General features: G+C 37.5%; 24 protein-coding genes, 9 tRNA genes and 1 pseudogene. 23 read left to right on the top strand and 11 right to left on the bottom strand.

All coding sequences use genetic code 11. The features are described 5' to 3' along the window. The first annotated feature begins 64 nt into the window (after positions 1 to 64). The 3 genes from DWA31_RS09550 to DWA31_RS09540 all read left to right on the top strand — a co-directional run bounded on the left by DWA31_RS09550 (position 65) and on the right by DWA31_RS09540 (position 2,841). Positions 65 to 403 carry a M48 family metalloprotease gene (locus tag DWA31_RS09550; RefSeq protein WP_342766955.1) on the top strand — a complete coding sequence of 113 codons (339 nt, stop codon included), beginning with the start codon at positions 65 to 67 and terminating at the stop codon, positions 401 to 403. A 71-nt stretch (positions 404 to 474) separates the two neighbouring features. Then, the gene (locus DWA31_RS09545; RefSeq protein WP_114326358.1) at positions 475 to 1,890 is read left to right on the top strand and encodes a MipA/OmpV family protein; all 1,416 of its coding nucleotides are present in this window, start codon (positions 475 to 477) and stop codon (positions 1,888 to 1,890) included. Between the two features lie 12 nt (positions 1,891 to 1,902). Further along, positions 1,903 to 2,841, top strand: coding sequence for a hypothetical protein (locus DWA31_RS09540; RefSeq protein WP_114326357.1), 939 nt, complete (start codon positions 1,903 to 1,905; stop codon positions 2,839 to 2,841). Positions 2,842 to 2,855: 14 nt separating this feature from the next. Here DWA31_RS09540 and DWA31_RS09535 read toward each other — a convergent pair whose 3' ends face one another. Continuing rightward, positions 2,856 to 3,200 carry a DUF4156 domain-containing protein gene (locus DWA31_RS09535; RefSeq protein WP_245942569.1) on the bottom strand — a complete coding sequence of 115 codons (345 nt, stop codon included), beginning with the start codon at positions 3,198 to 3,200 and terminating at the stop codon, positions 2,856 to 2,858. Between the two features lie 453 nt (positions 3,201 to 3,653). Between DWA31_RS09535 and DWA31_RS09530 the strand changes: the two genes are divergently transcribed. After that, positions 3,654 to 5,183 carry a transposase gene (locus DWA31_RS09530; RefSeq protein WP_114326356.1) on the top strand — a complete coding sequence of 510 codons (1,530 nt, stop codon included), beginning with the start codon at positions 3,654 to 3,656 and terminating at the stop codon, positions 5,181 to 5,183. 202 nt (positions 5,184 to 5,385) lie between these two features. Here the strand turns inward: DWA31_RS09530 and DWA31_RS09525 are convergent, their stop codons facing one another. Continuing rightward, positions 5,386 to 5,646, bottom strand: coding sequence for a Txe/YoeB family addiction module toxin (locus DWA31_RS09525; RefSeq protein ID WP_114326355.1), 261 nt, complete (start codon positions 5,644 to 5,646; stop codon positions 5,386 to 5,388). Continuing rightward, positions 5,643 to 5,894, bottom strand: a complete 252-nt coding sequence (locus DWA31_RS09520) for a type II toxin-antitoxin system Phd/YefM family antitoxin (protein ID WP_114326354.1) — start codon at positions 5,892 to 5,894, stop codon at positions 5,643 to 5,645. Before DWA31_RS09520 ends, DWA31_RS09525 begins: the two co-directional genes overlap by 4 nt. Positions 5,895 to 6,075: 181 nt before the next feature. On the opposite strand from DWA31_RS09520, the gene DWA31_RS09515 reads away from it, so the two are divergent. After that, positions 6,076 to 6,906 carry a class I SAM-dependent methyltransferase gene (locus tag DWA31_RS09515; protein ID WP_114326353.1) on the top strand — a complete coding sequence of 277 codons (831 nt, stop codon included), beginning with the start codon at positions 6,076 to 6,078 and terminating at the stop codon, positions 6,904 to 6,906. Positions 6,907 to 6,986: 80 nt separating this feature from the next. On the opposite strand, the gene DWA31_RS09510 is transcribed toward DWA31_RS09515, so the two are convergent. Next, a complete protein-coding gene (locus DWA31_RS09510; protein WP_114326352.1) occupies positions 6,987 to 7,280 on the bottom strand; it encodes a type II toxin-antitoxin system RelE/ParE family toxin in 294 nt (97 codons plus the stop codon). Beyond that, complete coding sequence (locus tag DWA31_RS09505) at positions 7,280 to 7,519, bottom strand: type II toxin-antitoxin system ParD family antitoxin (protein WP_114326351.1); 240 nt, start codon at positions 7,517 to 7,519, stop codon at positions 7,280 to 7,282. The genes DWA31_RS09510 and DWA31_RS09505 overlap by 1 nt, the downstream gene beginning before the upstream one ends. Before the next feature lie 217 nt (positions 7,520 to 7,736). Between DWA31_RS09505 and DWA31_RS09500 the strand changes: the two genes are divergently transcribed. Both DWA31_RS09500 and DWA31_RS09495 read left to right on the top strand, forming a co-directional pair. Beyond that, the gene (locus DWA31_RS09500) at positions 7,737 to 7,994 is read left to right on the top strand and encodes a type II toxin-antitoxin system Phd/YefM family antitoxin (RefSeq protein ID WP_114326350.1); all 258 of its coding nucleotides are present in this window, start codon (positions 7,737 to 7,739) and stop codon (positions 7,992 to 7,994) included. After that, positions 7,982 to 8,281, top strand: a complete 300-nt coding sequence (locus DWA31_RS09495) for a type II toxin-antitoxin system RelE/ParE family toxin (protein WP_114326349.1) — start codon at positions 7,982 to 7,984, stop codon at positions 8,279 to 8,281. Before DWA31_RS09500 ends, DWA31_RS09495 begins: the two co-directional genes overlap by 13 nt. 108 nt (positions 8,282 to 8,389) lie before the next feature. Here the strand turns inward: DWA31_RS09495 and DWA31_RS09490 are convergent. The 3 genes from DWA31_RS09490 to DWA31_RS09480 form a co-directional block, all read right to left on the bottom strand. Next, positions 8,390 to 8,466: transfer RNA gene (locus tag DWA31_RS09490), tRNA-Met, on the bottom strand. Between the two features lie 117 nt (positions 8,467 to 8,583). Next, positions 8,584 to 8,660, bottom strand: a tRNA-Met gene (locus DWA31_RS09485). Positions 8,661 to 8,777: 117 nt separating this feature from the next. Next, positions 8,778 to 8,854 (bottom strand) — tRNA-Met (locus DWA31_RS09480). 312 nt (positions 8,855 to 9,166) lie between these two features. On the opposite strand from DWA31_RS09480, the gene rlmKL reads away from it, so the two are divergent. From rlmKL to rmf, 5 genes are all read left to right on the top strand, one after another. After that, the gene (gene rlmKL / locus DWA31_RS09475) at positions 9,167 to 11,305 is read left to right on the top strand and encodes a bifunctional 23S rRNA (guanine(2069)-N(7))-methyltransferase RlmK/23S rRNA (guanine(2445)-N(2))-methyltransferase RlmL (protein WP_168427322.1); all 2,139 of its coding nucleotides are present in this window, start codon (positions 9,167 to 9,169) and stop codon (positions 11,303 to 11,305) included. 51 nt (positions 11,306 to 11,356) lie between these two features. Beyond that, on the top strand, positions 11,357 to 11,629 hold the full coding sequence (locus DWA31_RS09470) for a glutaredoxin family protein (RefSeq protein WP_114326348.1): 273 nt from the start codon (positions 11,357 to 11,359) through the stop codon (positions 11,627 to 11,629). Between the two features lie 37 nt (positions 11,630 to 11,666). Further along, a complete protein-coding gene (uup, locus tag DWA31_RS09465) occupies positions 11,667 to 13,583 on the top strand; it encodes an ATP-binding cassette ATPase Uup (RefSeq protein ID WP_114326347.1) in 1,917 nt (638 codons plus the stop codon). A 55-nt stretch (positions 13,584 to 13,638) separates the two neighbouring features. After that, positions 13,639 to 15,432 carry a DUF3466 family protein gene (locus DWA31_RS09460; protein WP_114326361.1) on the top strand — a complete coding sequence of 598 codons (1,794 nt, stop codon included), beginning with the start codon at positions 13,639 to 13,641 and terminating at the stop codon, positions 15,430 to 15,432. Between the two features lie 194 nt (positions 15,433 to 15,626). Next, positions 15,627 to 15,800 (top strand): ribosome modulation factor, encoded by a 174-nt coding sequence (rmf, locus tag DWA31_RS09455; protein ID WP_114326360.1) that lies wholly within the window; start codon positions 15,627 to 15,629, stop codon positions 15,798 to 15,800. A gap of 101 nt (positions 15,801 to 15,901) precedes the next feature. Here the strand turns inward: rmf and fabA are convergent, their stop codons facing one another. After that, positions 15,902 to 16,417: a bifunctional 3-hydroxydecanoyl-ACP dehydratase/trans-2-decenoyl-ACP isomerase gene (gene fabA, locus DWA31_RS09450; RefSeq protein ID WP_114326359.1), complete on the bottom strand. Its 516-nt coding sequence runs from the start codon at positions 16,415 to 16,417 to the stop codon at positions 15,902 to 15,904. A 285-nt stretch (positions 16,418 to 16,702) separates the two neighbouring features. On the opposite strand from fabA, the gene DWA31_RS09445 reads away from it, so the two are divergent. The 11 genes and pseudogenes from DWA31_RS09445 (at position 16,703) to DWA31_RS09395 (ending at position 22,951) form a co-directional block, all read left to right on the top strand. Next, positions 16,703 to 16,969, top strand: coding sequence for a hypothetical protein (locus tag DWA31_RS09445; RefSeq protein ID WP_114326346.1), 267 nt, complete (start codon positions 16,703 to 16,705; stop codon positions 16,967 to 16,969). Between the two features lie 136 nt (positions 16,970 to 17,105). Then, positions 17,106 to 17,750: a UvrY/SirA/GacA family response regulator transcription factor gene (gene uvrY, locus DWA31_RS09440; protein ID WP_114326345.1), complete on the top strand. Its 645-nt coding sequence runs from the start codon at positions 17,106 to 17,108 to the stop codon at positions 17,748 to 17,750. Positions 17,751 to 17,752: 2 nt separating this feature from the next. After that, positions 17,753 to 19,645 carry an excinuclease ABC subunit UvrC gene (uvrC, locus tag DWA31_RS09435; RefSeq protein WP_114326344.1) on the top strand — a complete coding sequence of 631 codons (1,893 nt, stop codon included), beginning with the start codon at positions 17,753 to 17,755 and terminating at the stop codon, positions 19,643 to 19,645. Between the two features lie 96 nt (positions 19,646 to 19,741). Next, complete coding sequence (gene pgsA / locus DWA31_RS09430; RefSeq protein ID WP_114326343.1) at positions 19,742 to 20,326, top strand: CDP-diacylglycerol--glycerol-3-phosphate 3-phosphatidyltransferase; 585 nt, start codon at positions 19,742 to 19,744, stop codon at positions 20,324 to 20,326. Between the two features lie 246 nt (positions 20,327 to 20,572). Beyond that, a tRNA-Gly gene (locus DWA31_RS09425) sits at positions 20,573 to 20,648 on the top strand. A 77-nt stretch (positions 20,649 to 20,725) separates the two neighbouring features. Then, positions 20,726 to 20,799: transfer RNA gene (locus DWA31_RS09420), tRNA-Cys, on the top strand. Between the two features lie 4 nt (positions 20,800 to 20,803). Further along, a tRNA-Leu gene (locus DWA31_RS09415) sits at positions 20,804 to 20,888 on the top strand. Positions 20,889 to 21,034: 146 nt separating this feature from the next. Further along, positions 21,035 to 21,110 (top strand) — tRNA-Gly (locus tag DWA31_RS09410). Between the two features lie 32 nt (positions 21,111 to 21,142). Further along, positions 21,143 to 21,218: transfer RNA gene (locus DWA31_RS09405), tRNA-Gly, on the top strand. Positions 21,219 to 21,306: 88 nt separating this feature from the next. Next, positions 21,307 to 21,391 (top strand) — tRNA-Leu (locus DWA31_RS09400). Positions 21,392 to 21,845: 454 nt separating this feature from the next. Continuing rightward, positions 21,846 to 22,951 (top strand): annotated as a pseudogene (locus DWA31_RS09395) (IS66 family transposase). A 49-nt stretch (positions 22,952 to 23,000) separates the two neighbouring features. On the opposite strand, the gene DWA31_RS09390 reads toward DWA31_RS09395, so the two are convergent. Together DWA31_RS09390 and DWA31_RS09385 are read right to left on the bottom strand one after the other, a co-directional pair. Then, a complete protein-coding gene (locus tag DWA31_RS09390; protein ID WP_114326342.1) occupies positions 23,001 to 23,417 on the bottom strand; it encodes a VOC family protein in 417 nt (138 codons plus the stop codon). A 15-nt stretch (positions 23,418 to 23,432) separates the two neighbouring features. Next, positions 23,433 to 23,693 (bottom strand): hypothetical protein, encoded by a 261-nt coding sequence (locus tag DWA31_RS09385; protein WP_245942567.1) that lies wholly within the window; start codon positions 23,691 to 23,693, stop codon positions 23,433 to 23,435. Between the last annotated feature and the right edge of the window lie 398 nt (positions 23,694 to 24,091).

Here is a 24,091-nt window from a genome sequence, read left to right as displayed (position 1 = left end):
GAACATCCTGAGCGATGGTCAAAAAAAGAGAGAAACTGGCAGCCAATAGGCGCTGTGGAGTTAAATCCAGAGCAGCACAAAGAAGCTGCTTAACAATTTAGGCGACAACTGCCTTGAAAAACGCCGGTTATCAATACTTGCTAGTACTATTGTAATGTACTTTTCAAGAAAACGTGAGTTTGTCGCCGATACGGGTGGCGCTGATTTAGCCGGACATCAAAATATGATCAATGCGTTAAAGCATTTAGCACAAAAAGAACCTGAAGCACTTCCTGAGCAAATGGCCGCATTTGGCATCGGTGAAAAAGCCAAGCAGGGCTTAAGTCACTTATGGTCTTCACACCCACCGATAGAAGCGAGAATTGAAGCATTAGAAAATAGGGCTATTACTCGTAATAACTAGTGATATATTAACTTTAAATGGGAGTCGTGATACCCTTTTCGTATTGAGGTAGCAGAAAAAAGGATTGAATAATGATTTATCGGATTATGCAGCTAATAGCCTTCATCGCTGCCATTTGGATTTTAAGTGTGCCAGCTTTTGCAGCACGTGATGTAACACAAATCCACCTTACCCCAGGTGACGGTAATTGGTCTATAGGGATGGGGTTTAGAAATGGCACTTTTCCTTATGTAGGAAAGGATGATGTTGATGATTTATTACCGCTTATTACCTATAACGGCGAAACCTTTTTTATCGATGGTACACGTACTGGGTTTCACTTATATCAATCTTCAGACTGGCTAATTGGCGCTTATGCCTCATATCGCTTTGCTGGTTTTAATGAAGAGGATGGTGAAGAACTTGATGGTATGGACCGAGATGATGGCATCGATGGGCGCTTTGCCATAACACGTCAAACCTCTTTTGGTAATTTCACCCTAGATATTGGTAGTGATATTAGTAATACCTCAGATGGCTGGGATGTGGATTTACGGTGGGGTAAGTTATTTACTCATGGTAACTACCGTATTAGACCTTGGATAGGGTTAACCTATGAAGATCAAAAACTAAGCAATTACTATTTTGGTGTTAACGCCGATGAAGCCACACAAGATAGAGCCGAATATACTACTGGTAGCTCATTTGAAATGCGTTATGGTATTGATATGAGTTATCAGTTTGCTCAGCACCATTATGTTGGTTTTAACATGCAATATTCAGAACTAGACTCAACTAAAATCAATAGCCCAATTGTCGTTGATAATGGTCAGTTTAGTAGTTTTGCTACCTATCGCTATGAGTTTAATGATTACCAAGACAATCCTTATGTTAATGGCAGTATTGCTAAAGATTTAACTATGGGTGAATGGTATTGGCGAGTCGCTGCGGGTCGGCATACCGAAACAACGTTTAATCAACTTGTGCGTTTTCAAAATATGTTTAAACCTGAAGAAAGAGGTACCGGCTTAGCAAGTGTTTTTGTTGGTAAAAAAATAGCCGATAATTTTATGTGGTTACCACTTGAAGCTTACGTTACTGGTGGTTATGTTAGGCGCTTTGAAAAAGGTCTACAAGATGACTTTAATGAATATGTTTTAGGGTTTAAGGCCTATTTTTCTAAATTCCCTTGGTCTCACAAGGTGAAAACACGTATAGGTCTAGCTGAAGGGGTATCGTACGCGGCTAAAGTGCCTTTTGTTGAAGGAGAGCATGTTGAAGCCAAAAACCGTTCTGCGTCTAAATTTCTCAATTATATAGATTGGAGCATTGATGTTAGTCTCGGTGATGTTTTTCAAGTGCCTAAGTTGAAAGAATGTTACTTTGGTTGGTCAGTACATCATCGTTCAGGAATTTTTGGCAGCTCTGACTTTTATGGTAATGTAAATGGTGGCAGTAACGTCAATACACTTTACCTGCAGTGCCATAACAATGTTTTTAGTAGTTAAGTGTTCTAACGGATGAAATTACTTGTTGGCTGTTTGTGTTTATTAATCTCTTTTGCATCCCTGTCAGAAGAAAAAACGCCAACTGATAAAGCGTTGCCCAAAGCCGATTTTCTGCAAAATAGGCTCAATACCATGATGCAAAATACCGCTTCATGGTTAGATAATATTGGTGATGATACCTCGGGTGCCAATTCTATAGATAATAATTCCAAATATAATGACGCCGCCTCTGCAAATGGCTATTTACAATTGTCTTGGTTACCGCGCACCTCAGATTTAGATAATACTGATGTTAACTTTAAAGTCGCTTTGAATTTACCACAATGGAATGAAAGGCTTGCTCTAGTTATTGATAATGACGACGAAGACGAGCTGTTATTAGATTATGAATCTAATTATCTTGATAGCAATCAAGACGGGATTAATGTCGCTTTTCAATACATTAAACAGTTTAGCCATAAACGACAGGTTAAAAATAGGGTAGGTGTAAGCCGAAAACAGTTATATCTTCGCAGTGAAATACAATATAACTGGCAGATTAAACAGGTTAAGTTAAATTTTCAACCTCGGTTAGATTATTTTCTACAAGATGGCTGGGGGCCAAGCGTAAAAGCTGTAGCTATTTATCCGCTTGAAGAAAGTTACTTTTCTTTATCCGCAACTTGGCAAAAAGTTCAATCTGAAGCTAGATCTAGACGAAAAATTGGTTTTTATCATATTAAACCTATAGGAAAAAATCAGCTACTCGTCAGCGGCGTTCAATATATTAAAAGTAATAATAAAGAAGATATCTCAAATGAAAGCTATTATGTTTCAACTCGTTATAGAAACCTTATATATAAATCATGGATGTACTTTGAAGTAGAGCCGTTTATTGAATTTAATCAACTGAATAACTTCAGAAGAGAGGCTGGTATAGCGTTTAGCTTAATTAGTTATTATGGAGACTAGCCAATAGATGACAATTATTTACAATGGTATGCCTGAGCCAAGAAAGTAACAGACGTATTGAAGCTTAAATTGTAGTGAACATGAATATTGTTAGCGCCTATTGCATTGGCTTGGTTTTTTAGATCATTAATACTGGCAAGGGTTAGTTCTTTATTAGAGATAAATAAGTAGTTATACCATGAGCCTTCAGAGCCAACTATCTCACCGATATAGCGACAACCCTTTACTTGTTCATAATCATCAAAGAGTTTCACAACCTTAGCTTTATCATGTAGTTGGTGAATCTCAAGCATTGAACATGCGGGCAATAGCAGGCAACTTAAAAGTGCAGAGGCATATTTAATTTTTATTGGTATCATAATATTCTTATTTCATTTGCTTTGCTTTTGTTGAAGTTTACCGCGCAAACTTCAAAAGTAAAAGTAGTATTTAACAAGTGACAATTGCCACCTCCTGCCAACCAACATCTCTTTATTTCACTTAAAGCAATCACACTTTGCATTATGCTTTATACACATCTCTTTTGTCGCCTGCGATTTATGATTAATTCATCATATAACAACGTCTATTAATAAAGCTATAGAGTTCCCCCGTTTTAGTGGACAATTTTTTGCCCATTAATGAGGCGTTGATGCTGTAGAATTTCTCCAAAAAGGAACATTTTCGATGTTCCTTTTATTATTTTTCAGCTGTTTGTTTTTTAACCTTGTACCGTGATCTTGTTTGTGATCTTGTTTGTGATCTTGTTTGTGATCTTGTTTGTGATCTTGTTTGTGATCTAATAGTTATTATTCACCAACAGTAAACTTGTCATGGCGAACTACAAACCTGATTTATCCTGCCAAAGTAAGTTCATTCCCGTTGATTTTTCACAACAGATAATACCTGGAACATTTGAATATGCGCTTGCGCATATTATCGAGAATCATCTCGATTTATCTGGATTTGATGAGTGGTTTAACAATGACAAAGGCGGCGCAGCCGCCTATTCACCTGCGGTGATGCTTAAAATAATCTTGTTTGCCTACTCACGAGGGTTGATTAACAGTCGTCGTATTGCTAATGCTTGTGAAACCAATATTACCTTCATGAGTTTGTCGGGTGACGTGCAACCTCATTACACCTCCATTGCCTCATTTGTTGCTCGGATGAAAACACAGATTGAACCTTTTTTTACTCAAGTGTTAATGATTTGCGATAGAGAAGGCTTGATTGGTCGCAACATGTTTGCGATTGATGGCTGTAAGATTAAGTCAAATGCGAGTAAAGAGTGGAGTGGCACTATTGAGGAGTTAACGCGTAAAGAAGCTAAGTTGCGCAGGGCCAGCCAACGGATATTAGCCAGACACCAAGCCCAAGATACGTTGAGTGAAGATGAGGTTAGTCACGACCTTAAGCAAAAAGCCAAACTCGATAGCAGCGCTGAAAAAATCAAGCAGTTCCTTGCAACCAACCAAGAAAAAATAGGTAATCGAGGCAAGCCCGTTAAGAGTAATATCACGGATCCCGATAGTGCTAAAATGACCACGTCAAAAAGAACTATTCAAGGATATAACGGAATAGCGATCGACGATGATAAATGCCAAGTCATTTTACAAGCGCAAACATGGGGAAGCGGGGGTGAGCAACAAACGCTGAAACCTGCAATAGAACAGCTCAATAATCAACTGAAAAAACTCGGTACACCCGACACACTCCAAAAGGTAAAGTTTACCGCTGACAGTGGCTTTCACAGTGAAGATAACCTTAAATACTTATCAACCACAGGATTAGATAGTTATATTGCTGATACTAAATTTAGAAGTCGAAATCCGTTATTTAAAAGTAGTGAAACGTATCATACCGAGCAAGAAAAACGGCGATTAAAGCGCAGTAAGGGGAGACCGATATTATTTGCTCGTGAGGATTTTTATTTTGATTTAACCACCAATACATGCATTTGTCCTGCGGGGAAACGAATGTGGTTACAAAGTTCATACATCGAAACAGCTGGGAAAAGGTACAGTCGATTTACGGGATATTTAAAAGACTGTCGTGTGTGTTCATTGCGAACTCAATGTATGAGGAATAAGCCAAAAGCAACAGGTAGACAAGTACAGTTTCTACAGCAGTCAAAAAGTATCATCAGTTATAGCGATAGAATGAAAGTTAAAATAGATAGCCCTATAGGACGACGACAATACAGTAAAAGGCTAGGTGCTATTGAACCTGTATTTGGCAATATCACGGTAAATAAAGGCATGAATAAGTTCACTTTACGAGGACAAGACAAAGTGAATGCGCAATGGCAGATGTATTGTTTAGTGCATAATATAGAGAAGTTAAGAAATAGCCTGCATTAACCACCAAGGCTCAAGCCGCGATAACTCCTACTCACCGCATGTTAGCGAAGCCGATAGTAAAAACACCAATATTATGTTTTATCAAAGATTAAAAACAAAAATCGCCAAAAACGTAAACGTTTTTGATTGTTAAAAGAAATTAATATGGTTAGAGTATTTTCATTATAAAATTTTAATAAAAACGAGTTATTCTACAGGCTCGTTATGTGCCGTAATGGTATCGGAGCTGAGCAATTAGTATCGTATTATCTTGATACTTATAAACAATCCGATGTTCGTCGTTTATTCGTCGAGACCAATATCCAGATAATCCATGCTTTAAAGGCTCTGGTTTACCGATACCTTCGTGAGGTATTCTCTGGATATCTTTAATGAGTAAATTAATACGTTTAAGTATTTTTTTATCGGTGGTTTGCCAATAAAGGTATTGCTCCCAAGCTTTTGTGGCAAATGTTAATTTCATTCAATAAGGTCTCTTTCAGTTCCGTTACCTGCTTCAAGTTCGGCAATGGATTCTAAAAGGCTTCTAGCATTTGCAGGAGATCTTAGTAAATATGTAGTTTCTTGCATGGCGTTATAATCTTCTAACGACATCATAACAACGGGATCTTCACTTTTACGTGTAATAATAATTGGTGCGTGATCATTACAGACATGCGCCATTGTATTTGCTAAATTTGCTCTAGCGGCTGTATAACTTATAGCATCCATGTGTAACTCCAAAGTGTTCATGTACGTTAATTGGTACAGTATAGCGCGTTGGCACATAACAAGTCACTCAAAAGGACAAATAACAGTTGGTTTTTGCTCCTTCGTCGCCTATTTTAACCAACTATCATTTGCCTCTTAGTGAGGCGGTATTTTTAAATGAGTTCTTCAGGGAGATATGAATATGTCTAGTGATAAAGCTGTATCTGAACATTACGTACACGGAGATTTGCTAAAAGCGATTCAAGCAGCTCTGCCTAAGTTAGGAAAAACAACTGACACCATAACGATTGAAGACCTTGCTCCTATTGATGAGTTTCATATTGGCGGCCGACAAGCAACTGAGAATTTTTTAAGTCAGTTAAATTTTTCCGAAAAAGAGCACTTACTTGATGTAGGCTGCGGCCTAGGTGGTGCTTCACGCTATATTTCAAATAAATACAGTAATCTCGTTACAGGAATTGATTTAACTGATGAATACATTAAAACTGGCAACGTTCTAAGCAGATGGGTTGATCTAGATAACAATGTAAGCTTGCACCAAGGCAGTGCGCTATCCATGCCTTTTCAGGATAAATCATTCGATGGTGCCTTTATGCTGCATGTTGGAATGAATATTGAAAACAAGGATCAGCTTTTTACAGAAATATATAGAGTATTAAAACCAGGAGCATTATTGGGGGTCTACGATGTGATGCAAGAAAATGATGGCGAACTAATTTATCCTGTTCCATGGGCGACAGATGAAAGTACCAGTCATTTAGTCGCACCAAGCCAGTATAAACAAGCATTAGAAAAAGCCGGATTTGAGGTTTTAAAGGAAAATAATCGTCGTGACTTCGCCCTTGAGTTTTTTAAAGCTCTACGTGAAAAAACAGAAGCTAGTGGTGGCCCGCCACCTCTCGGATTACACACACTGATGCAAGAAAGTACCGCCGTAAAAATTAAAAACATGATCCATAATATTACAGAAGGCTATATTTCACCTGTGGAAATTATTGCAAACAAAATATAACAAGGCCATCAACCATCGCCACTAGACAGCCTAAATCGCGCTTCGCGCACGGCTGCCGGTTATGGCGGCGTTATATTTTTCTAGAGTGCGGAGTTAACATCCATACTTTTGTACAATATTCGCACTATAAAGATCTGGTTGTTTTTATATTCTTTGTAATAAATCACATGGCTGACTTGTGGGTATTTGCTGTAGCCTTCTCTAATGTAATCACAGTTAATACCTAGCTCTGGATCCTCGGCTAATAAATGAAACGTATTATCTAATACTTTTAGGTAATCATTTCGCTGAGGAGCTCCCCAAGTTATTTGAGTATATTTAGCTATTTTAATTAAATCTGTTTTGGCTTTCGAAGATAATACAAACTTATTCATTAATGGTTATCTTTATCTAATTCAGTCAATAAGCTTTCATAGGTGTACTCAGCAACACCGCTTTGTTCGCCTTGGATTAGCATATTACGTAAATTTAAAAGCTTAGCTTCTTGATCTTCTAACGCTCTTAATCCGGCTCTAACAATTTCACTTGCTGAGCCATAACGACCAGTGTTAAGTTGTTGTTTTATAAACTGATCAAAATGATCTCCTAGTGTAACACTTGTATTTTTAGCCATAATTGAAAACCTCGTTAGTACCTATATATAATATATTATGGTATAAGAAATATAATAAGTCACTTAAAAGGACAAATAACAGTTGGTTTTTGCTCCTTCGTCGCTTATTTTAACCAACTACTATTTGCCGCTTATTGTGGCGGTTAGCGTATAGTTATAACCTCGAGTTTATGTGATACTATTGTGATACATTATTTGATTATCTATTGGAGTTATCATGAGAGTTGAACTGGTTACGACCCTTAAACGTCAAGCTACCAAAATTTTAGCAGATCTCCACATCTCCAAAGAACCCATATTAATTACTGAGCATGGTCAACCATCTGCTTATTTAGTTGATGTGGAAGATTATGAGTTCATGCAACAGCGAATGGCTATTCTTGAGGGCGTAGCACGCGGTGAGCAAGCAATTAAAAATGGCAATACATTCTCAAATCAAGAAGCAAAAGAGAAAATGAGCAAATGGCTGAAGTAATATGGACGTCACCAGCTCTCGATGATTTAAATGATATAGCTGAATATATCGCTTTGAGTAATATTTCATCGGCTAAAAAGTTGACTCAAAAAATATTTGATACAATATCCAGGTTAGAAAGTCACTCAGAATCGGGTAAAAGACCACTGGAGTTAATTAACTTAAATTATCGTGAAGTTAATGTTAATCCTTGTCGTATTTTTTATAAAGTGGATAGCGACAAGGTTTATATCTTACATGTCATGCGGCAAGAACGAGATCTTCGTAGGTTTCTTCTACAGAGTTAAATACTATAAGAAATTTGATAATATTTCAGTGTTATTAATTTTGTCACGAAAATGACACAGATTTGAGATGTAGGTGCTATCTTGAGAAAATTTGAAGGTGATTTGAATTGGTTGCGGGAGCAGGATTTGAACCTACGACCTTCGGGTTATGAGCCCGACGAGCTACCAGACTGCTCCATCCCGCGTCCGAATGAGTTTTATAAAGAGAATATAAAACAAAGTCTTAGAAGTTTTAATTCATTCTAAAAGAATTGGTTGTGGGAGCACTTTATTTATGGAAAGTGAACCTACGACCTTAATATTGGTTGCGGGAGCAGGATTTGAACCTACGACCTTCGGGTTATGAGCCCGACGAGCTACCAGACTGCTCCATCCCGCGTCCGAATGACTTACTTTTTTTAAGAAAGTAAGAAGCCAATAACGATTTTAATTCCGGTTATTAGGGAATTATTGAAAAATAAATATTTAATAAAAAACTTTATGAATTTCAATGGATTGGTTGCGGGAGCAGGATTTGAACCTACGACCTTCGGGTTATGAGCCCGACGAGCTACCAGACTGCTCCATCCCGCGTCCGAATGACCTAATTACTTAGGTAAGTCACAATAGTTTTAATTCAATTGTAAGAATAACCCCAAAGAATGTCTCCTTGAAATCGATGCGTATAGTAAGGATAGCATCGATATAAAGCAAGCGGTTTTTTCAATTAAATATTTGTTCGCTTAAATGTCATGCGTTATGCCCAAATTACAGGCTGTTTGATCAGTGTTATTTTAACAATATTCAACTTTTGTTTATGTGTGACCATAGTTTGGTTATAATTGCCGCCATCTGTTCCTTGGGAACAATTTTTAGGATTAAACGATGCAAGAAATGCAAGAACACATGCAATCATTTTTAGCCTTAACCTCGCCAGGTATTGAGGTTTTACTCGCTGATGAGATAAAAAACCTTGGCGGTGAACAGGTAGTACAAAAACCAGAAGGGGTTTATTTTAGTGCTTCATTGGCGCTGGGTTATAAAATTAGTGTATGGACACGCTTAGCGACACGAGTGATGTTAAAACTTGGTGAAGGCGAAGCACTAAACAAAGATCAGCTATTTAAGGCAGCGAGTTCTATAAACTGGCTTGAACACTTTACTAGTGAAACTACGTTTGCTATTGACTTTGTCGGCTACAGTGAAGAAATTCGTAATAGCCAATTTGGTGGTTTAACTATAAAAGATGCTATTGTTGATCAATTTAGAGAGCAAGGCTTTGAGCGACCTAATGTCGATAAAAAGTCACCACAAATAAGCTTCCAAGCGCGTTTACTCAGAGACCATGTCAGTATTTATTTAGATTTTTCTGGTCGAGGGTTATTCCAGCGGGGTTATCGTGAGCACAGTGGTGCTGCACCATTAAAAGAAAACTTAGCCGCTGCACTTATTATACGCTCTGGCTGGTTAGCCGATACGAGTAAGCCCTTAGTTGATCCTATGTGTGGCTCAGGTACTATTTTGATTGAAGCGGTTGCTATGGCGACTAAACAAGCGCCAAGTATTCATCGAGCGTCATGGGGTTTTGAATCGTGGTTAAAGCATGATGAAGACTTATGGCAAGGCCAATTAAATAAAGCGAAAAACGATTCAGCAACTGCTTTACATGATGCTCAAAATAGTAGTTTGAAAGTTTTTGGTATTGATATAGATGCGCGTGTTATCAACACAGCACAGCAAAACACTCGTAATGCGAACGTACAACGCTTTATTGAGTTTAAGTGTCAAAATACGAATGACATGAAAAATGCTTACGGGCATTCGGGTACTATTCTGTTTAATCCTCCTTATGGTGAGCGCATAGGTGAATTGCCAGAGCTTGTTGAAAATTTTGTATTGTTTGGTCAAAAGCTTAAAAGTCAATTTATCGATTGGCGCGTGGCGATATTAACATCTAATGTTGAACTGCTTGCCATGCTTAAATTATCAAGTTTTAAGCGTTATAAATTTAAAAATGGTCCGTTAGATTGTCAATTTGCGTTATATAATGTCGATCAAAAGCAGTTAGCAAAAGATGCAGTTAATCCACAATCCTCATTTGCTGAAGAAGATAGCGACTTTGCAAACCGCTTAAAGAAAAATATTAAATCATTAAAAGGTTGGCTTAAATCAAACCAGATTGACTGTTATCGTTTATACGATGCGGATATTCCTGAATACAATGTTGCTATTGATATTTATGGTGATTATTTAGTTATTCAAGAATATGCCGCACCGAAAACTATTGAGGAGCAAAAAGCGACTAAGCGCTTGCAAGAAGTGCTTTATTGGGCGCCAAAAGTACTACAAGTACCAACGGACAAAGTGATATTAAAAACGCGTGCTAAGCAAACTGGTAAGAATCAATACCAACGTGTTGATAAATCTAAACAATCGATCACGGTGAATGAACATGGTGCATTGTTTAAAATTAACTTGTGGGACTACCTTGATACCGGTTTATTCTTAGATCACCGTAAAACGCGACAAATAGTTGCTAAAAAATCAAAAAACAAAAGCTTATTAAACCTATTTGCTTATACCGGCTCGGTGTCAGTGCAAGCCGCTTTACATGGGGCAAGTTCAATAACAACCGTTGATATGTCTAATACTTACCTTAATTGGGCACAAGACAACTTTGCTTTAAACAAACTTAATGGCCATAAATATCAATTTATTCAAGCTGACTGCTTAGATTGGCTGAAAAAGAATACCACAGCCTTTGATATCGTTTTTATTGATCCACCAACCTTTTCCAACTCCAAACGTATGGAAGACAGTTTTGATGTACAACGTGATCACGTGGCATTAATTACCGATGCCTTGAAATCATTAGCGCCAGATGGTGAAATATTTTTCACTAATAATAAGCGTAATTTCAAAATGGACTTTGATGCGATGGAAGCACTCGGTGTAAAAGCACAGGCAATGTCTGATATTACGCGAGATAAAGATTTCGCCCGTAACAAACATATTCATAATAGCTGGTCTATTACGAGAAAATAGACAGAGTTCTAAAATAAAGCACAGTGAATCTTTAGCATGGTAACAAGTAGTATGATAACGAAAAAGTTTATTTTATACGGCAGTGACGGTTGTCATTTGTGTGAGCAAGCATTGGCTATTTGCTTAACCGTATTAACACATGAACAATTAAGTGAAATCGATATTGTTGATCAACCAAATGTTGCCCATGAGACTAAAAGTTTAGTTGAACTCTATGGTGTACACATCCCAGTATTAGAAAAACTAGGTAATACTCTTTGCGAAAATAAAAAGCTATTTTGGCCTTTTACAGCAGAGCAAGTTGCCCAGTTAATAGCGAATTAGCTACAGCAAATTTATAAAAAGCGAGTTTAAATAACCGATGGAATTATTAAGAATAGCCAATGGCGAATTAGCCTTTGGAACAGATAAAATTTTAGATAAAGCAGATTTAAGTATACAAACAGGTGAACGTATCTGTTTAGTTGGTCGTAATGGTGCGGGCAAGTCTACTTTGATGAAAGTCTTAATGGGCTTTCAAAACCTAGATGATGGTCAGATATTAAAATCTAGCACCATGTTAATGGCAATGCTAGAGCAAGATCCGCCAGAATCTTCTGATGTTAATGTATTTGACTATGTTGCCCAAGGGGTAAAAGAAAATGCTGATCTCATTAGTCGTTATCATAGTTTAATTCACTTAATTGGTGAAGATCCTAGTGAGAGAAACCTTAACAAGTTAGCGAATGTGCAAGATGAATTAGAACAAGCCAATGCTTGGCAAGACGAGCAACGCATTGAGCAAGTAATGAGCACCTTATCGTTAGATGGTGATGCTAAAATTTCAGATTTATCTGGTGGTTGGTTGCGTAAAGTAGCATTGGCTAAATCGTTGGTGACTAATCCTGATATTTTATTATTAGATGAGCCGACTAACCATCTAGATATCGCCAGTGTTTTATGGCTAGAGAAATTTTTAAAAGACTTTGCAGGTACCATTATTTTTATTAGTCATGATAGGGCGTTTATTCGCGGCTTATCAACGCGTATTTTAGACCTTGACCGCGGTCAACTGAAAAGTTATCCCGGTGATTATGATCTGTATATCGAGCAAAAACAGCATGATCTACAAGTTGAAGAACAACAAAATGCCTTATTTGATAAACGCCTTGCTGAAGAAGAAGTTTGGATTCGACAAGGAATAAAAGCACGTCGTACCCGTAATGAAGGCAGAGTAAGATCATTAGAAAAATTACGTTTAGAGCGAACAGCCCGCCGTGAAGTGCGTAATCAAAGCACGATGAATATTACTCAAGGTGATCGTTCAGGTAAGTTAGTGTTTGAAGCAAAAGATGTGACCGTTGCTTTTGATGACAAGGTAATCATTGAAAAACTTAATCTACTGATTACACGCAATGATCGCTTAGCATTCATTGGCGCTAACGGTACAGGTAAATCAACCTTAATTAAGCTTATTATGGAAAAGCTTAAGCAGACTAGTGGTGAGATGCGCTCAGGGGTTAACTTAGAGGTAGCCTATTTTGATCAACATCGTGAAGCATTAGATTTGAACCTAACTGTGCAAGAGATTGTTGGTGAAGGTAAGCAAGAAGTGATGGTAAATGGAAGATCTCGTCATGTTTTAGGTTATTTACAAGATTTTCTATTTAGCCCTAAACGCGCACGTACACCCGTTAAAGCATTATCAGGTGGTGAAAAAAATCGTTTATTATTGGCTCGATTATTTTTACGTCCGAGTAATTTACTGATTCTTGATGAACCAACCAATGATTTAGACATAGAAACGTTAGAGCTACTGGAAGAAGTAGTTGCAAATTATTCAGGAACGGTTATTTTAGTCAGCCATGATCGTGACTTTGTTAATAACTGTGTAAATACTTGTCTTTATTTTGATGGCACAGGGCGTATTAATCAAATAGTGGGTGGCTATGATGATGTTGATAGCTATTTAGCGTTAAAAGAAGAGCAGCGTCAGCAACAGATTGCTGCTGAACATAAAAAAGTAACGCTGCAAAGTAAAACAGAATCAGCGAAAAAAGAAATCGCAAAGATTGCCAAAAAAAAGCTATCTTTTAAAGAAACTAAAGAGCTAGCTGAACTACCTGAAATAATAGATAGCCTAGAAAATAAAATTGCTGATTTACAAGAACAAGTCAATCAAAGCGATTTTTTTAGCAAAGATGAACAATATACTAAAAATATATTGAACCAGCTTGGCGAAAACGAGTCAAAACTCGACCTTGTGTACACAAGATGGCAAGAGCTAGATGAACTTTAATAAATATGGGTTGGAACTTTCTCCGACAATAAATAAAAAAGAGTTAAGTAGTAAAATGAGCAAAATAGTAAAAAATATAATCGCTTTAAGCGTTAGCAGTGCGCTAAGCATAAGTTTTATTCATAATGTAAATGCTGCTACTTACAAAATAAAAAATACAGGTGAAGCGAGTAAGCTAAAGTACACTTATGCTCAGCACCAAAATTCTTCTGGTGATATGGCGATATCAGGTACTAGCCTTTATAACTTTCCTGTGCAATTTCAGTATTTAGATGAAGATGATTTTACTGAAATACGAAATTATGCCTTGTTTAGCTTTGCAAGCGTGCATGCATTAAATGATATTGAAGACTTTGATGCGTTAAAAGCAGGAAATCCTACTGCAAATGATTTAGCTTGGGTAGTTCGCTGGTTACAAGACACTAGAACTGGCAAAGGGCTTGATATTGAGTATCAAAAGGTCGGTGATACTATTGCCATGACTAATGTTGGTGGCGTTACAGAAGATTATAATTTGTGGGATGAAACATTTGATTCTACAACTGATTTAACTCGTTCAACCATCGATATTGTAAGTGGTATTACCAATGGTGGAATTTCGTATGGAACGGCGACAGCGCCTTACTTACCAGAAGATGTTTATATAGATTCAGATGGGGAAGAGCATACTTTTTGGCTTAGAGAATATGGCATACGAGGCTTTTTCTCTTATGATCAAGGTGCACAAGTACATCAAGTAGTCCCTTTAGAAACAGAATATGGTGGTGGTGAATCGGCTGTTTTAGATGTTAATGAAGCGGGTATTGCGGTTGGCTTTAGTAGTTATAAATTAACTCAGGCTTATATAGATGTAATTGAAGATGATTCTGGTGGTTGTGCAGATCCAGACGTATTAAAAGACTTACCTTTTGACGCTTGTGTAGCGCAAGCCCAGTTACAGTCAACAGTTTCGGTTTATCATACCATGGCGCTTAAAGCGACATTAGATCCAAATGATAACCCTGTTGTTGAACAATTAGGGTTGTTAGTTGAGCCTCATCCAGATGATGAACGCCCACATTCAAGTTATGCACTAGCAGTTAATGCCGATGGTGTTGCGGTTGGTTATGCTGATGGTTGGGATGATGAAACAGAAACAAGCCCATCGGTCAGTCAAAGTAGTCTATATCACTATGCTGTTGTTTATAAAAATGGAGAAGTTATTGACCTGTCAGGTGATCACGCCAATAAAGCGAGTTCTCGCGCTTATGATATAAATGATGCAGGTATTGCGGTAGGGCATCTTACTAAAGCAATAAACGGTAAGGTAGTGCAAAAGTTTTTTTATGTTGATACTACGGTACCTAAAACAGAAATTGAGATGATATATCCAGATGACTTCTTTGCTGGTTCAGACAGTACTGTTCGTGCGATAAATAATGCTGGTTTGATGGTTGGTGAGGGCGAAATTGAAACTCACAATGAAAGTCCTCAAAACCCTCGAAGAACGGCTGCATTTGTTTATGACATGGAAGCTAAGGCCTTTAGCAATTTGAATAAGCTTATTCCATGTTCAGAGCGCTTAACATACGATATTATTGAGGCTCGCGGTATTAATGATACCGGTATGATTTCTGCTACTGCGATTGTAAAGGTTGCTCGTTTTGATGCTAAAGGTATAGCAATAGATGGTGAAACTGAAGATGTGGTTCGTGCTATTAGCCTTGAACTTATCCCTGGTGGTGATGATGGTGAAATATGTACCGCAGAAGAAGAAGGTAAAGTTATACGTAAAGGAGCAGGTTTTGGCTTTGGTTCTTTGTTTGCTCTCATATCATTGTTTGGTTTACGTCGTAAATTGATGAAATAAACTTTTTATTTAGTGAGTATTTATTAAAAAGCACCTTTCCGGTGCTTTTTTAGTTTTTAATTAAAATTAAAAATCTTCATCAATCAAAAGGTTAATTAATTTTTGATAAATACTACCGTTTCAATGTTGTATTTTTGCTGTTCATTAACTAAGTTTTAGAGTGAGAATGATAATGAAAGGAGCGTGAATTAATGATGAATAGGCAAAAACGAGACCGCCAAGATAGGGCTCATACACGAGGTTACCAAGCAGGTATATCTGGACGTTCTAAAGAACATTGCCCTTACCAAAGTACCGTTATCAAATCACAATGGTTAGGTGGTTGGCGTGAAGCCATAGAAGATAGACAGCAAGGTCTATATAAATAAACAAATATTAAATAATCAACAAAGTGAATTATTTATTAGTGTTTAGAAAATAAAATAAGCCCAGCATTTGCTGGGTTTATATTTTCAAGGCTTATCGTTTACTAGAACTTTGACGTATCAGTAAATAATCCTACTTTTAAATCTTTAGCAGTATAAATCTCACGACCATCAACGCTTACGCTGCCATCGGCAAGACCCATGTATAGTTTACGCTTAATAACTCGCTTAAAGTCTATTCTAAAGGTAACCTTTTTGGCTGTAGGTAAAACTTGGCCAGTAAATTTAACTTCACCCACACCTAAAGCACGACCTCGACCTGGACCGCCAGTCCATGCTAAGAAAAAACCAACTAACTGCCACATGGCATCTAGTCCTAAACAACCTGGCATTACTGGGTCTCCTTTAAAGTGGCAATCAAAGAACCACAAATCTGGATTAATATCTAACTCAGCAATAAGGTAACCTTTACCATGCTCACCACCTTCTTCGGTTATAGTAAGTATGCGATCCATCATTAACATGTTATCCGAAGGAAGCTGAGAGTTACCTTCTCCAAACATTTCGCCAGTACCCGCTTTGATCAAATCTTCTTTGCTGTATGAATTTTGTTGTGCCATTGCCATAACTGTATTGCCTATTAAAGTCAGCTAATAAAAACTATTTATTAATAAATCACTTAAATAGTGACCTAATAAAAATCATCTGATAAATATCTACGGCGTTACTTTAGCGAACACTTGTACACTAAACAACACCGAACAGTAAAAAAATGGTCATTTTTATGATAAAAATCAAATTTTCTTTTGCAAGTATAGCCAAAGAGCGTATTGCAAAATTAAACGGGCAGAGTAACATAGTGCCTAATAGCAAGTAGACACTAGACTAAATGCATTGAGAATAAGATGGATGAACAGGTAAAAAATAAAAAAAAGGCGATGACCAATGCCGAAAAGCAGAAAAAATACCGTGAACGGCAAAAAGAGCGTGGTAAACAAGAGATGCGTGGTTATTTGTCACCAGAAGCTAAAGTATGCTACAAATTAATCTCAGAACAAACTAATTGGTCTGACAGCGTTATTTTAAGTAATGCTGTGCGTTTAACTTATGCGGCATATAAAAATGGCCAAATAGGGCTATTAAATAGCTGGTTAAAAAATAATGAATTATAAGCGATAGTGTTGTTATAGCTGAAAACTATTGAGCAAATATAGTTTTTATTACACTCTCCAACCTATTAATAATAGGTACAGTTTTTTGACTCTACGCTTACAATAAGCACTATTAAGTAATTTAAGGCAAGTTAGATTGATAAATATATTATTAGTTGATGATCATGAATTAGTAAGAACGGGTATTAGTAAAATATTGACTGAAGTGAAAGGCTTTAACGTTATTAATGAATGTGAAACTGGCGAAGAAGCAATAAAGTTTTGTCGCCACACTGAACCCGATGTTATTTTAATGGATATGGACATGCCTGGTATGGGTGGTTTAGAAGCAACTAAAAAGATTTTACGTTTTACGCCAGATGCAAAAATTATCGTACTCACTGTGCATACAGAAGAGCCATTCCCAACAAAAGTTATGCAAATAGGGGCTGCAGGCTATTTAACAAAGGGAACGGCACCAAATGAAATGGTTAATGCGATAAGAGCGGTAAACAGTGGCCAACGTTATTTGCCTGCGAAAATTGCCCAACAAATGGCACTAAGCCAGTTTAAATCAGCAGAAGAAAACCCTTTCAATTCATTGTCGGATCGAGAACTTCAAATCATGTTAATGATCACTCGGGGTGAAAAGGTACCTGATATATCGGTGCATTTGCATCTAAGTACTAAAACGATTAATAGTTACCGTTATCGTATGTTTGAAAAACTAGCCGTGAGTAATGATGTTGAATTAACCCACATGGCTATTCGCCACGGTATGATACACACAGAAAAGTTATAATTTTGTCTGGCACTAATAATACTGAGCAACCCTCCAACTTTGACTATGAAGCCTTTTTAAACGCTGTTACTGAACAGGCGGGTGTATATCGCATGTATAACCATGAACAAACGGTTATCTATGTTGGAAAAGCTAAACAACTTAAAAAGCGCCTTGCTAGTTATTTTCGTCAAGATGTTGGCTCCGTTAAAACTCGAGCACTTGTTAAACAAATCTGCGCTATTGATGTTACCGTCACTCATACGGAAGGGGAGGCGTTAATCCTTGAAAATAATTATATTAAAAAATATCAGCCCAAATACAACATATTACTGCGAGATGATAAGTCTTACCCTTACTTATTAATTACTGATCACAAGCACCCTAAATTAGGTTTGCACCGTGGTGGAAAGCGCATTAAAGGTGATTATTTTGGCCCATACCCTAGCGTAGGAGCCGTGTGGGAAAGTTTACGGTTAATGCAGAAAATTTTTCCCATTCGTCAGTGTGAAGACAGTTACTATAGAGCGAGGTCACGTCCTTGCTTGCAACACCAGTTAGGGCGTTGTTTAGCCCCTTGTGTCGATGAAGTATCACTTGAAGACTACGAACAACAAGTTTCTTTAGCTAAATTATTTCTCAAAGGTAAAAGCTCAATGGTTATTGAGCAATTAGTGACGCGTATGGAGTTGGCTAGTGCTCAATTAAATTTTGAACTTGCCGCTAAATGTCGTGATCAAATCACCACGTTGCGTAAAGTTCAGCAACAACAATATGTTAGTGGTATTGCTGCTGAAATGGATGTTATTGGTTTATATCGCGTTAAATCTCAAACCTGTGTTCATTTACTTATGATTCGTGACCATAAAATATTAGGCAGTAAAAGTTACTTTCCTGTTGTGCCAAGTGAAACCAGTGATGAAGATATTATCCAAGCCTTTATTGGACAACATTACCTAGGGAGTGCTTTAGGTGAGGGGATAAGCGAAGGTAATATTCCTAAGGAAATTGTTGCCATGCATAGCTTTGAGCAAATAAATGAACTTGCTTCTTTACTTTCAAAGCAGGCTGAACATGACGTGAAAATTTCAACTAACAGTCGTTCAGAGCGTCGGCAGTATTTAAAACTTGCCACAACCAATGCCCAAACGGCATTAGTTACTCGAAATAGTCATAAAGAGTCAATGCAAGCACGCTTTGTTGCCTTAAACGAAGTGTTTGAGCTATCCAATGGTATTAACCGCATAGAGTGTTTTGATATTAGTCATACAATGGGCCAACAAACAATTGCTTCAAACGTGGTTTTTAATCAAGAAGGGCCGATGAAATCAGATTATCGCCGCTATAATGTTTATGGTATAACACCGGGTGATGATTATGCTGCAATGGCTTTTGCGTTAAATAAACGTTATGGCAAGCTTACAGCACAAGATACCGAGTCGTTAAAAAAACTACCTGATATTGTATTTATTGATGGCGGTAAAGGTCAATTAGCAAAAGCAGAAGATTTTTTTGCTGAGTTAACTGCTAAGCAAGGTTTAGATAGAGTACCCTTACTTGTCGGTGTTGCTAAAGGAGAGTCACGTAAACCGGGGTTAGAAACACTCATTTTAGCAGGTTCTCACCAATTAATATCACTTCCTGCTACATCACCTGCACTACATTTAGTACAACATATTCGTGATGAATCACACCGTTTTGCCATTACAGGCCATAGAGCGAAAAGACAAAAAGCGAGTAAAAAATCAGTACTTGAAAACATTGAAGGCATTGGTGCTAAAAAGCGCCAAGCCTTACTAACTTTTTTAGGTGGCATGCAAGAAGTAAAAAATGCTGATCTTACTGAGTTAGAAAAAGTACCTGGCATTAGTAGAGCGCTAGCGAAAAAAATTTATGATGTTTTGCATGATAAGTAGCTATATCTAGTTACTTAACCTGTGTAGAATAAAATGCAAATGCTTAAGATAAAATGCAAATGCTTAATATCAAGCTTGTTGTAAAAGTAAGAGACTATGTGGACATTACCTAATCAAATAACCTTATTTCGGATCATACTGATCCCCATTTTTCTGATTATCTTCTATTTACCGCTATCATGGAGTCACTTTGGTGCGTTTGCCATTTTTTGGCTGGCAGCTGTTAGTGATATATTAGATGGTTACCTAGCGAGGAAGTTAAATCAATCTTCAGCGTTTGGTGCGTTTATTGATCCCGTGGCAGATAAGCTTATGGTTGTCGCTGCGCTTGTTATGATAGTGCATGATTATCAAACCTGGTTGGTGGCTATTCCTGCTATCATCATGATCGCTCGTGAAGTATTCATTAGCGCCTTAAGAGAGTTTATGTCTTCTCGTGGTAAACGCGATGTTATTGCCGTTTCTAATATGGGCAAGTATAAAACTGCAGCGCAAATGTTAGGGATTATGGGCTTAATATGGCGGCCTGATTACGATATACCGCTAGTTTACTTTTATTTTCCACACGTGATTTTAAATTATGCTTCTTATGCGTTCTATTTTATTGCGACCATTTTGACTATTTCAACGTTAATTGATTACTTTAAAGCCGCATGGCCAGAGCTAAAAGCAAATACATAGCCAGTAAAAATTAATAGACTTTAATTACAAACGTCATATTTTTCATAAAAGTGTTAGTAATGACGATTTAAAGTAAAAAAAAGCACCAAACAAGCTGCTTTTTGAGCAGTCGAAATAAAAAAGGAATTTAATAGTTGACTGTAACGTAATACGATGTAGAATGCGTTTTCGTTGACAGGGAGTCAGCGTTGAAGCAACTGGGAAGAGTAATCTAACTAGACGTTTCAAAACTACAAAATGTATTAAGCGGCTGTAGCTCAGCTGGTAGAGCATCACGTTGCCAACGTGAATGTCACGAGTTCGAGTCTCGTTAGCCGCTCCAATATATTTAGTAGAATAGGTTTTACTGTGGTTAGGATTATTCCACAAATGAAATCACTCAACTCGTGTTGATAAAATGGCGGGTTGGCAGAGTGGCTATGCAGCGGATTGCAAATCCGTGTACACCAGTTCGATTCTGGTATCCGCCTCCATTTTGCCCGGGTGGTGGAATTGGTAGACACAAGGGATTTAAAATCCCTCGCCGAAAAGCGTGCCGGTTCAAGTCCGGCTCCGGGTACCATTTCATCAACAGAAAGTTGAGAGTAAAAATAGTGTGTTAGTGGTTGTTAAAAGACGATTTATACGCTAAAATTCGCGCTCATTTTTAACGAAATGAAAGTGAAAAATTAAGTTAGGGATTTTTCCTAAACAGTAAACATATATGAAGCGGCTGTAGCTCAGCTGGTAGAGCATCACGTTGCCAACGTGAATGTCACGAGTTCGAGTCTCGTTAGCCGCTCCAAATTTGTTTAATGTTTTTAAAGCTCTAATGAAGCGGCTGTAGCTCAGCTGGTAGAGCATCACGTTGCCAACGTGAATGTCACGAGTTCGAGTCTCGTTAGCCGCTCCAAATTTATGTGTTAGCGTTAAATAGAACAAAAGTAGGTTACCAATGTCCTACTATAAAAAAAACTTACCCCATATCTAATTGATATAATGCCCGGGTGGTGGAATTGGTAGACACAAGGGATTTAAAATCCCTCGCCGAAAAGCGTGCCGGTTCAAGTCCGGCTCCGGGTACCATCTTTATTACTGTGATTTTACTCAGTAATTTCAAAAGTTTTATGTCTCTGTAAGCACTACTCCATAGGCCTTATAGGAATTTAATCAAGTACAAGTCTACCTCTATATTCTCGTTAAAAATCATCAGCTATTAACACTAATAATGGTTATTATTCAGGTGGTCTAGAAAAAGAAGTTAAAAAGTAAAGCAGGGAGGTATTTTCCATGAATAACATTCCCTGTTTTATTTATCCTTAATGCAACATCCTCGTTGCGCTACTTTATCCCTGAAGTGTCCTAAAAAAGCATCCTGCTCCTTTTGTTGTTACCAACAACAATAACTGTAGAACACAATTCGATAATTTCAATAAAAAAATACTTTTTTTCAATTTATTTTCACGATCCTATTTTGAACTGTTGACCGATCCTAAAAAGGGGATCAGACTAGCACAATCACTTAATTTACCTCATTTTAATGAACTTAAACAACATCAATATCCACGAAGTCGTTGAGAAAACTAAAGCTCAACTACAAGAAGATAAAGCCCTCACTCCTGCATTAAAAATGCCGATAGAGCTGATATTGGTGTCGTTGTGTTACTCGCGAATAAACTGAGCCTTAATAGTCAAAACAGCAGTATTCCTCCTTCGCAAGACGTTAACCGAAAAAACAAAGTAAAGAAAAATCAGATAAGAAATCAGGTGGACAAGAAGGTCGAGAAGGCAAAACCCTGCTCCAAACAGACACGCCCGATGCCGTTAACGTTATTTTAGTTGATAGGAAGAGTTTACCTCGAGGTAAATATCGTGATGTAGGGGTCATTAAACGACAGGTTGGAAATATAGACATCAGTAAAGTGGTGACAGAGTACCAAGCACAGATTTTAGAAAATGCTCAAGGAAAACGTTTTGTGGGAAAATTTCCTAAGGGGATAAATAGCCATGGATGACATCAATATAATTCCTCATTTTATCGGCGTGTCATGCCATGACCATTGGAAACCCTATTATCAATATACGCAATGTGCGCATTCATTATGTAATGCTCACCACATTAGAGAATTAACACGCGCACATGAGCAAGATGGTATTGCATGGGCAAAAGCGTTAGAGGGGTTACTAAAAGAAATAAACAAAGCAAAAAGAGAGGAAGCTAAACTTGATAAAGCAGCCAAGCAGCAGTATATAAAGCGATATAGGGCAATACTTACTCAAGGCGACATAGAATGTCCACCACCGGATAAAAATAGTCGAAAAAAAGGCCAGCGAGGCCGGTTAAAAAGAACAAAATCTAGAGCACTACTCGAAAGATTGAGAAAATATCAAGAGGATGTTCTTCGCTTTATGGTGGATGAAAGTGTGCCATTTACCAACAATCAAGGTGAAAATGATATTCGCATGACGAAAGTGCATCAAAAGATATCAGGCTGCTTTAGAAGTATGAACGGCGCTCAAATGTTTTGCCTACTAAGAAGTTACATTTCAAGTTGTAGGAAACAACAAGTAACCGCAAGTCATGCACTGAACTTATTGTTTGAAAAGCAACTACCTGATATTTTTAAAGCCTGTGAAGGTGAATAGTTACGTTGGAAGTAATATTTTATCATTAAAAATCGATAAGTATGTTAGCTTATTCCTCCCGTTCGAGAGCATTATCTCCTAAGGGTTGCCCGTAGCTAAATTCCACACGATTACCATCAGGATCTAAAACACCGCAATAATAACCAACGGGAAAAGGCTCTTGTTTAGGGGACCATAATAAAATACCGGCTTGTGCTGCTTTTTTCGCAATAACATCTACCCGCTTTTTATCTGATAATGCAAACCCCAAATGTGAGAAGTCATTGTCAGCTTGTTGATGTCCTGGACCGCCCGGTAAAATAACAAAAATAAAGCATGATTCTTTACCGGGTTCAGCTAACCAAATAATATGTTTTCCATTAACTTGACGTTCACGAACCAAGATTAATCCTGCGTATTGTTGATAAAAGTCTACACATTTATCAACATCTTGAACATGTAAGGCAATATGAGTAAAGCAAGCCATGGTAGTATTTATCCATTATCCATGGAAATATGCTTCTAGCTCAGCCTGACTTGGTTGATGCCTAAACACTAATTTATTATTCACAAATATATTAGGTGAATGTCGAAGGTGATAAGTTGCCACTAAATCTGGATTATCTTCTATATAAGTTATGCGATAATTGATACCCGCATTTTGTAATTCACATTCGAGATTAGGTAAACAAAAATCAGTATGAGTTACCAACAATTGAACATTCATGATTAACCATGCACCCGATACTTGGGGTCTGTCCAACACCTAGGTAAATCTTCCCCCGAAAGAAAGACAAGTTCAGACTTATTGAACTCTTGCGGATCTTGTAATTCCTCTCCGGATTGATAGCAGCCTACTACTTTATCGTGATATAAATTAGTAAGATCTCGAATCCTGCTAATATCAATCATATCGCCGTTGTTCCTATTTTTCAAAAACATGGTCTGCTCCTGTAATTTATAATTCAACTGCCCTTTCAGTATAGTCGATTATCAATAGATTGATTAACTTTCACCAAGCTATTTATGGCAATCGAATTGACTCACATTAAATGTAACCCTAGCTGTTTCAAGGTCAGTCCTAAAAACTATCGTTGACTCATAATTAATGTAACCGAACTTTCGGGAGCTGCAATATGAGTCTAAGTGAACGCAAAAGCT

The organism is Candidatus Colwellia aromaticivorans, assembly GCF_003333305.1.
GTDB lineage: Bacteria > Pseudomonadota > Gammaproteobacteria > Enterobacterales > Alteromonadaceae > Colwellia > Colwellia aromaticivorans.
This window is presented reverse-complemented; position numbering and strand designations above follow the sequence as displayed.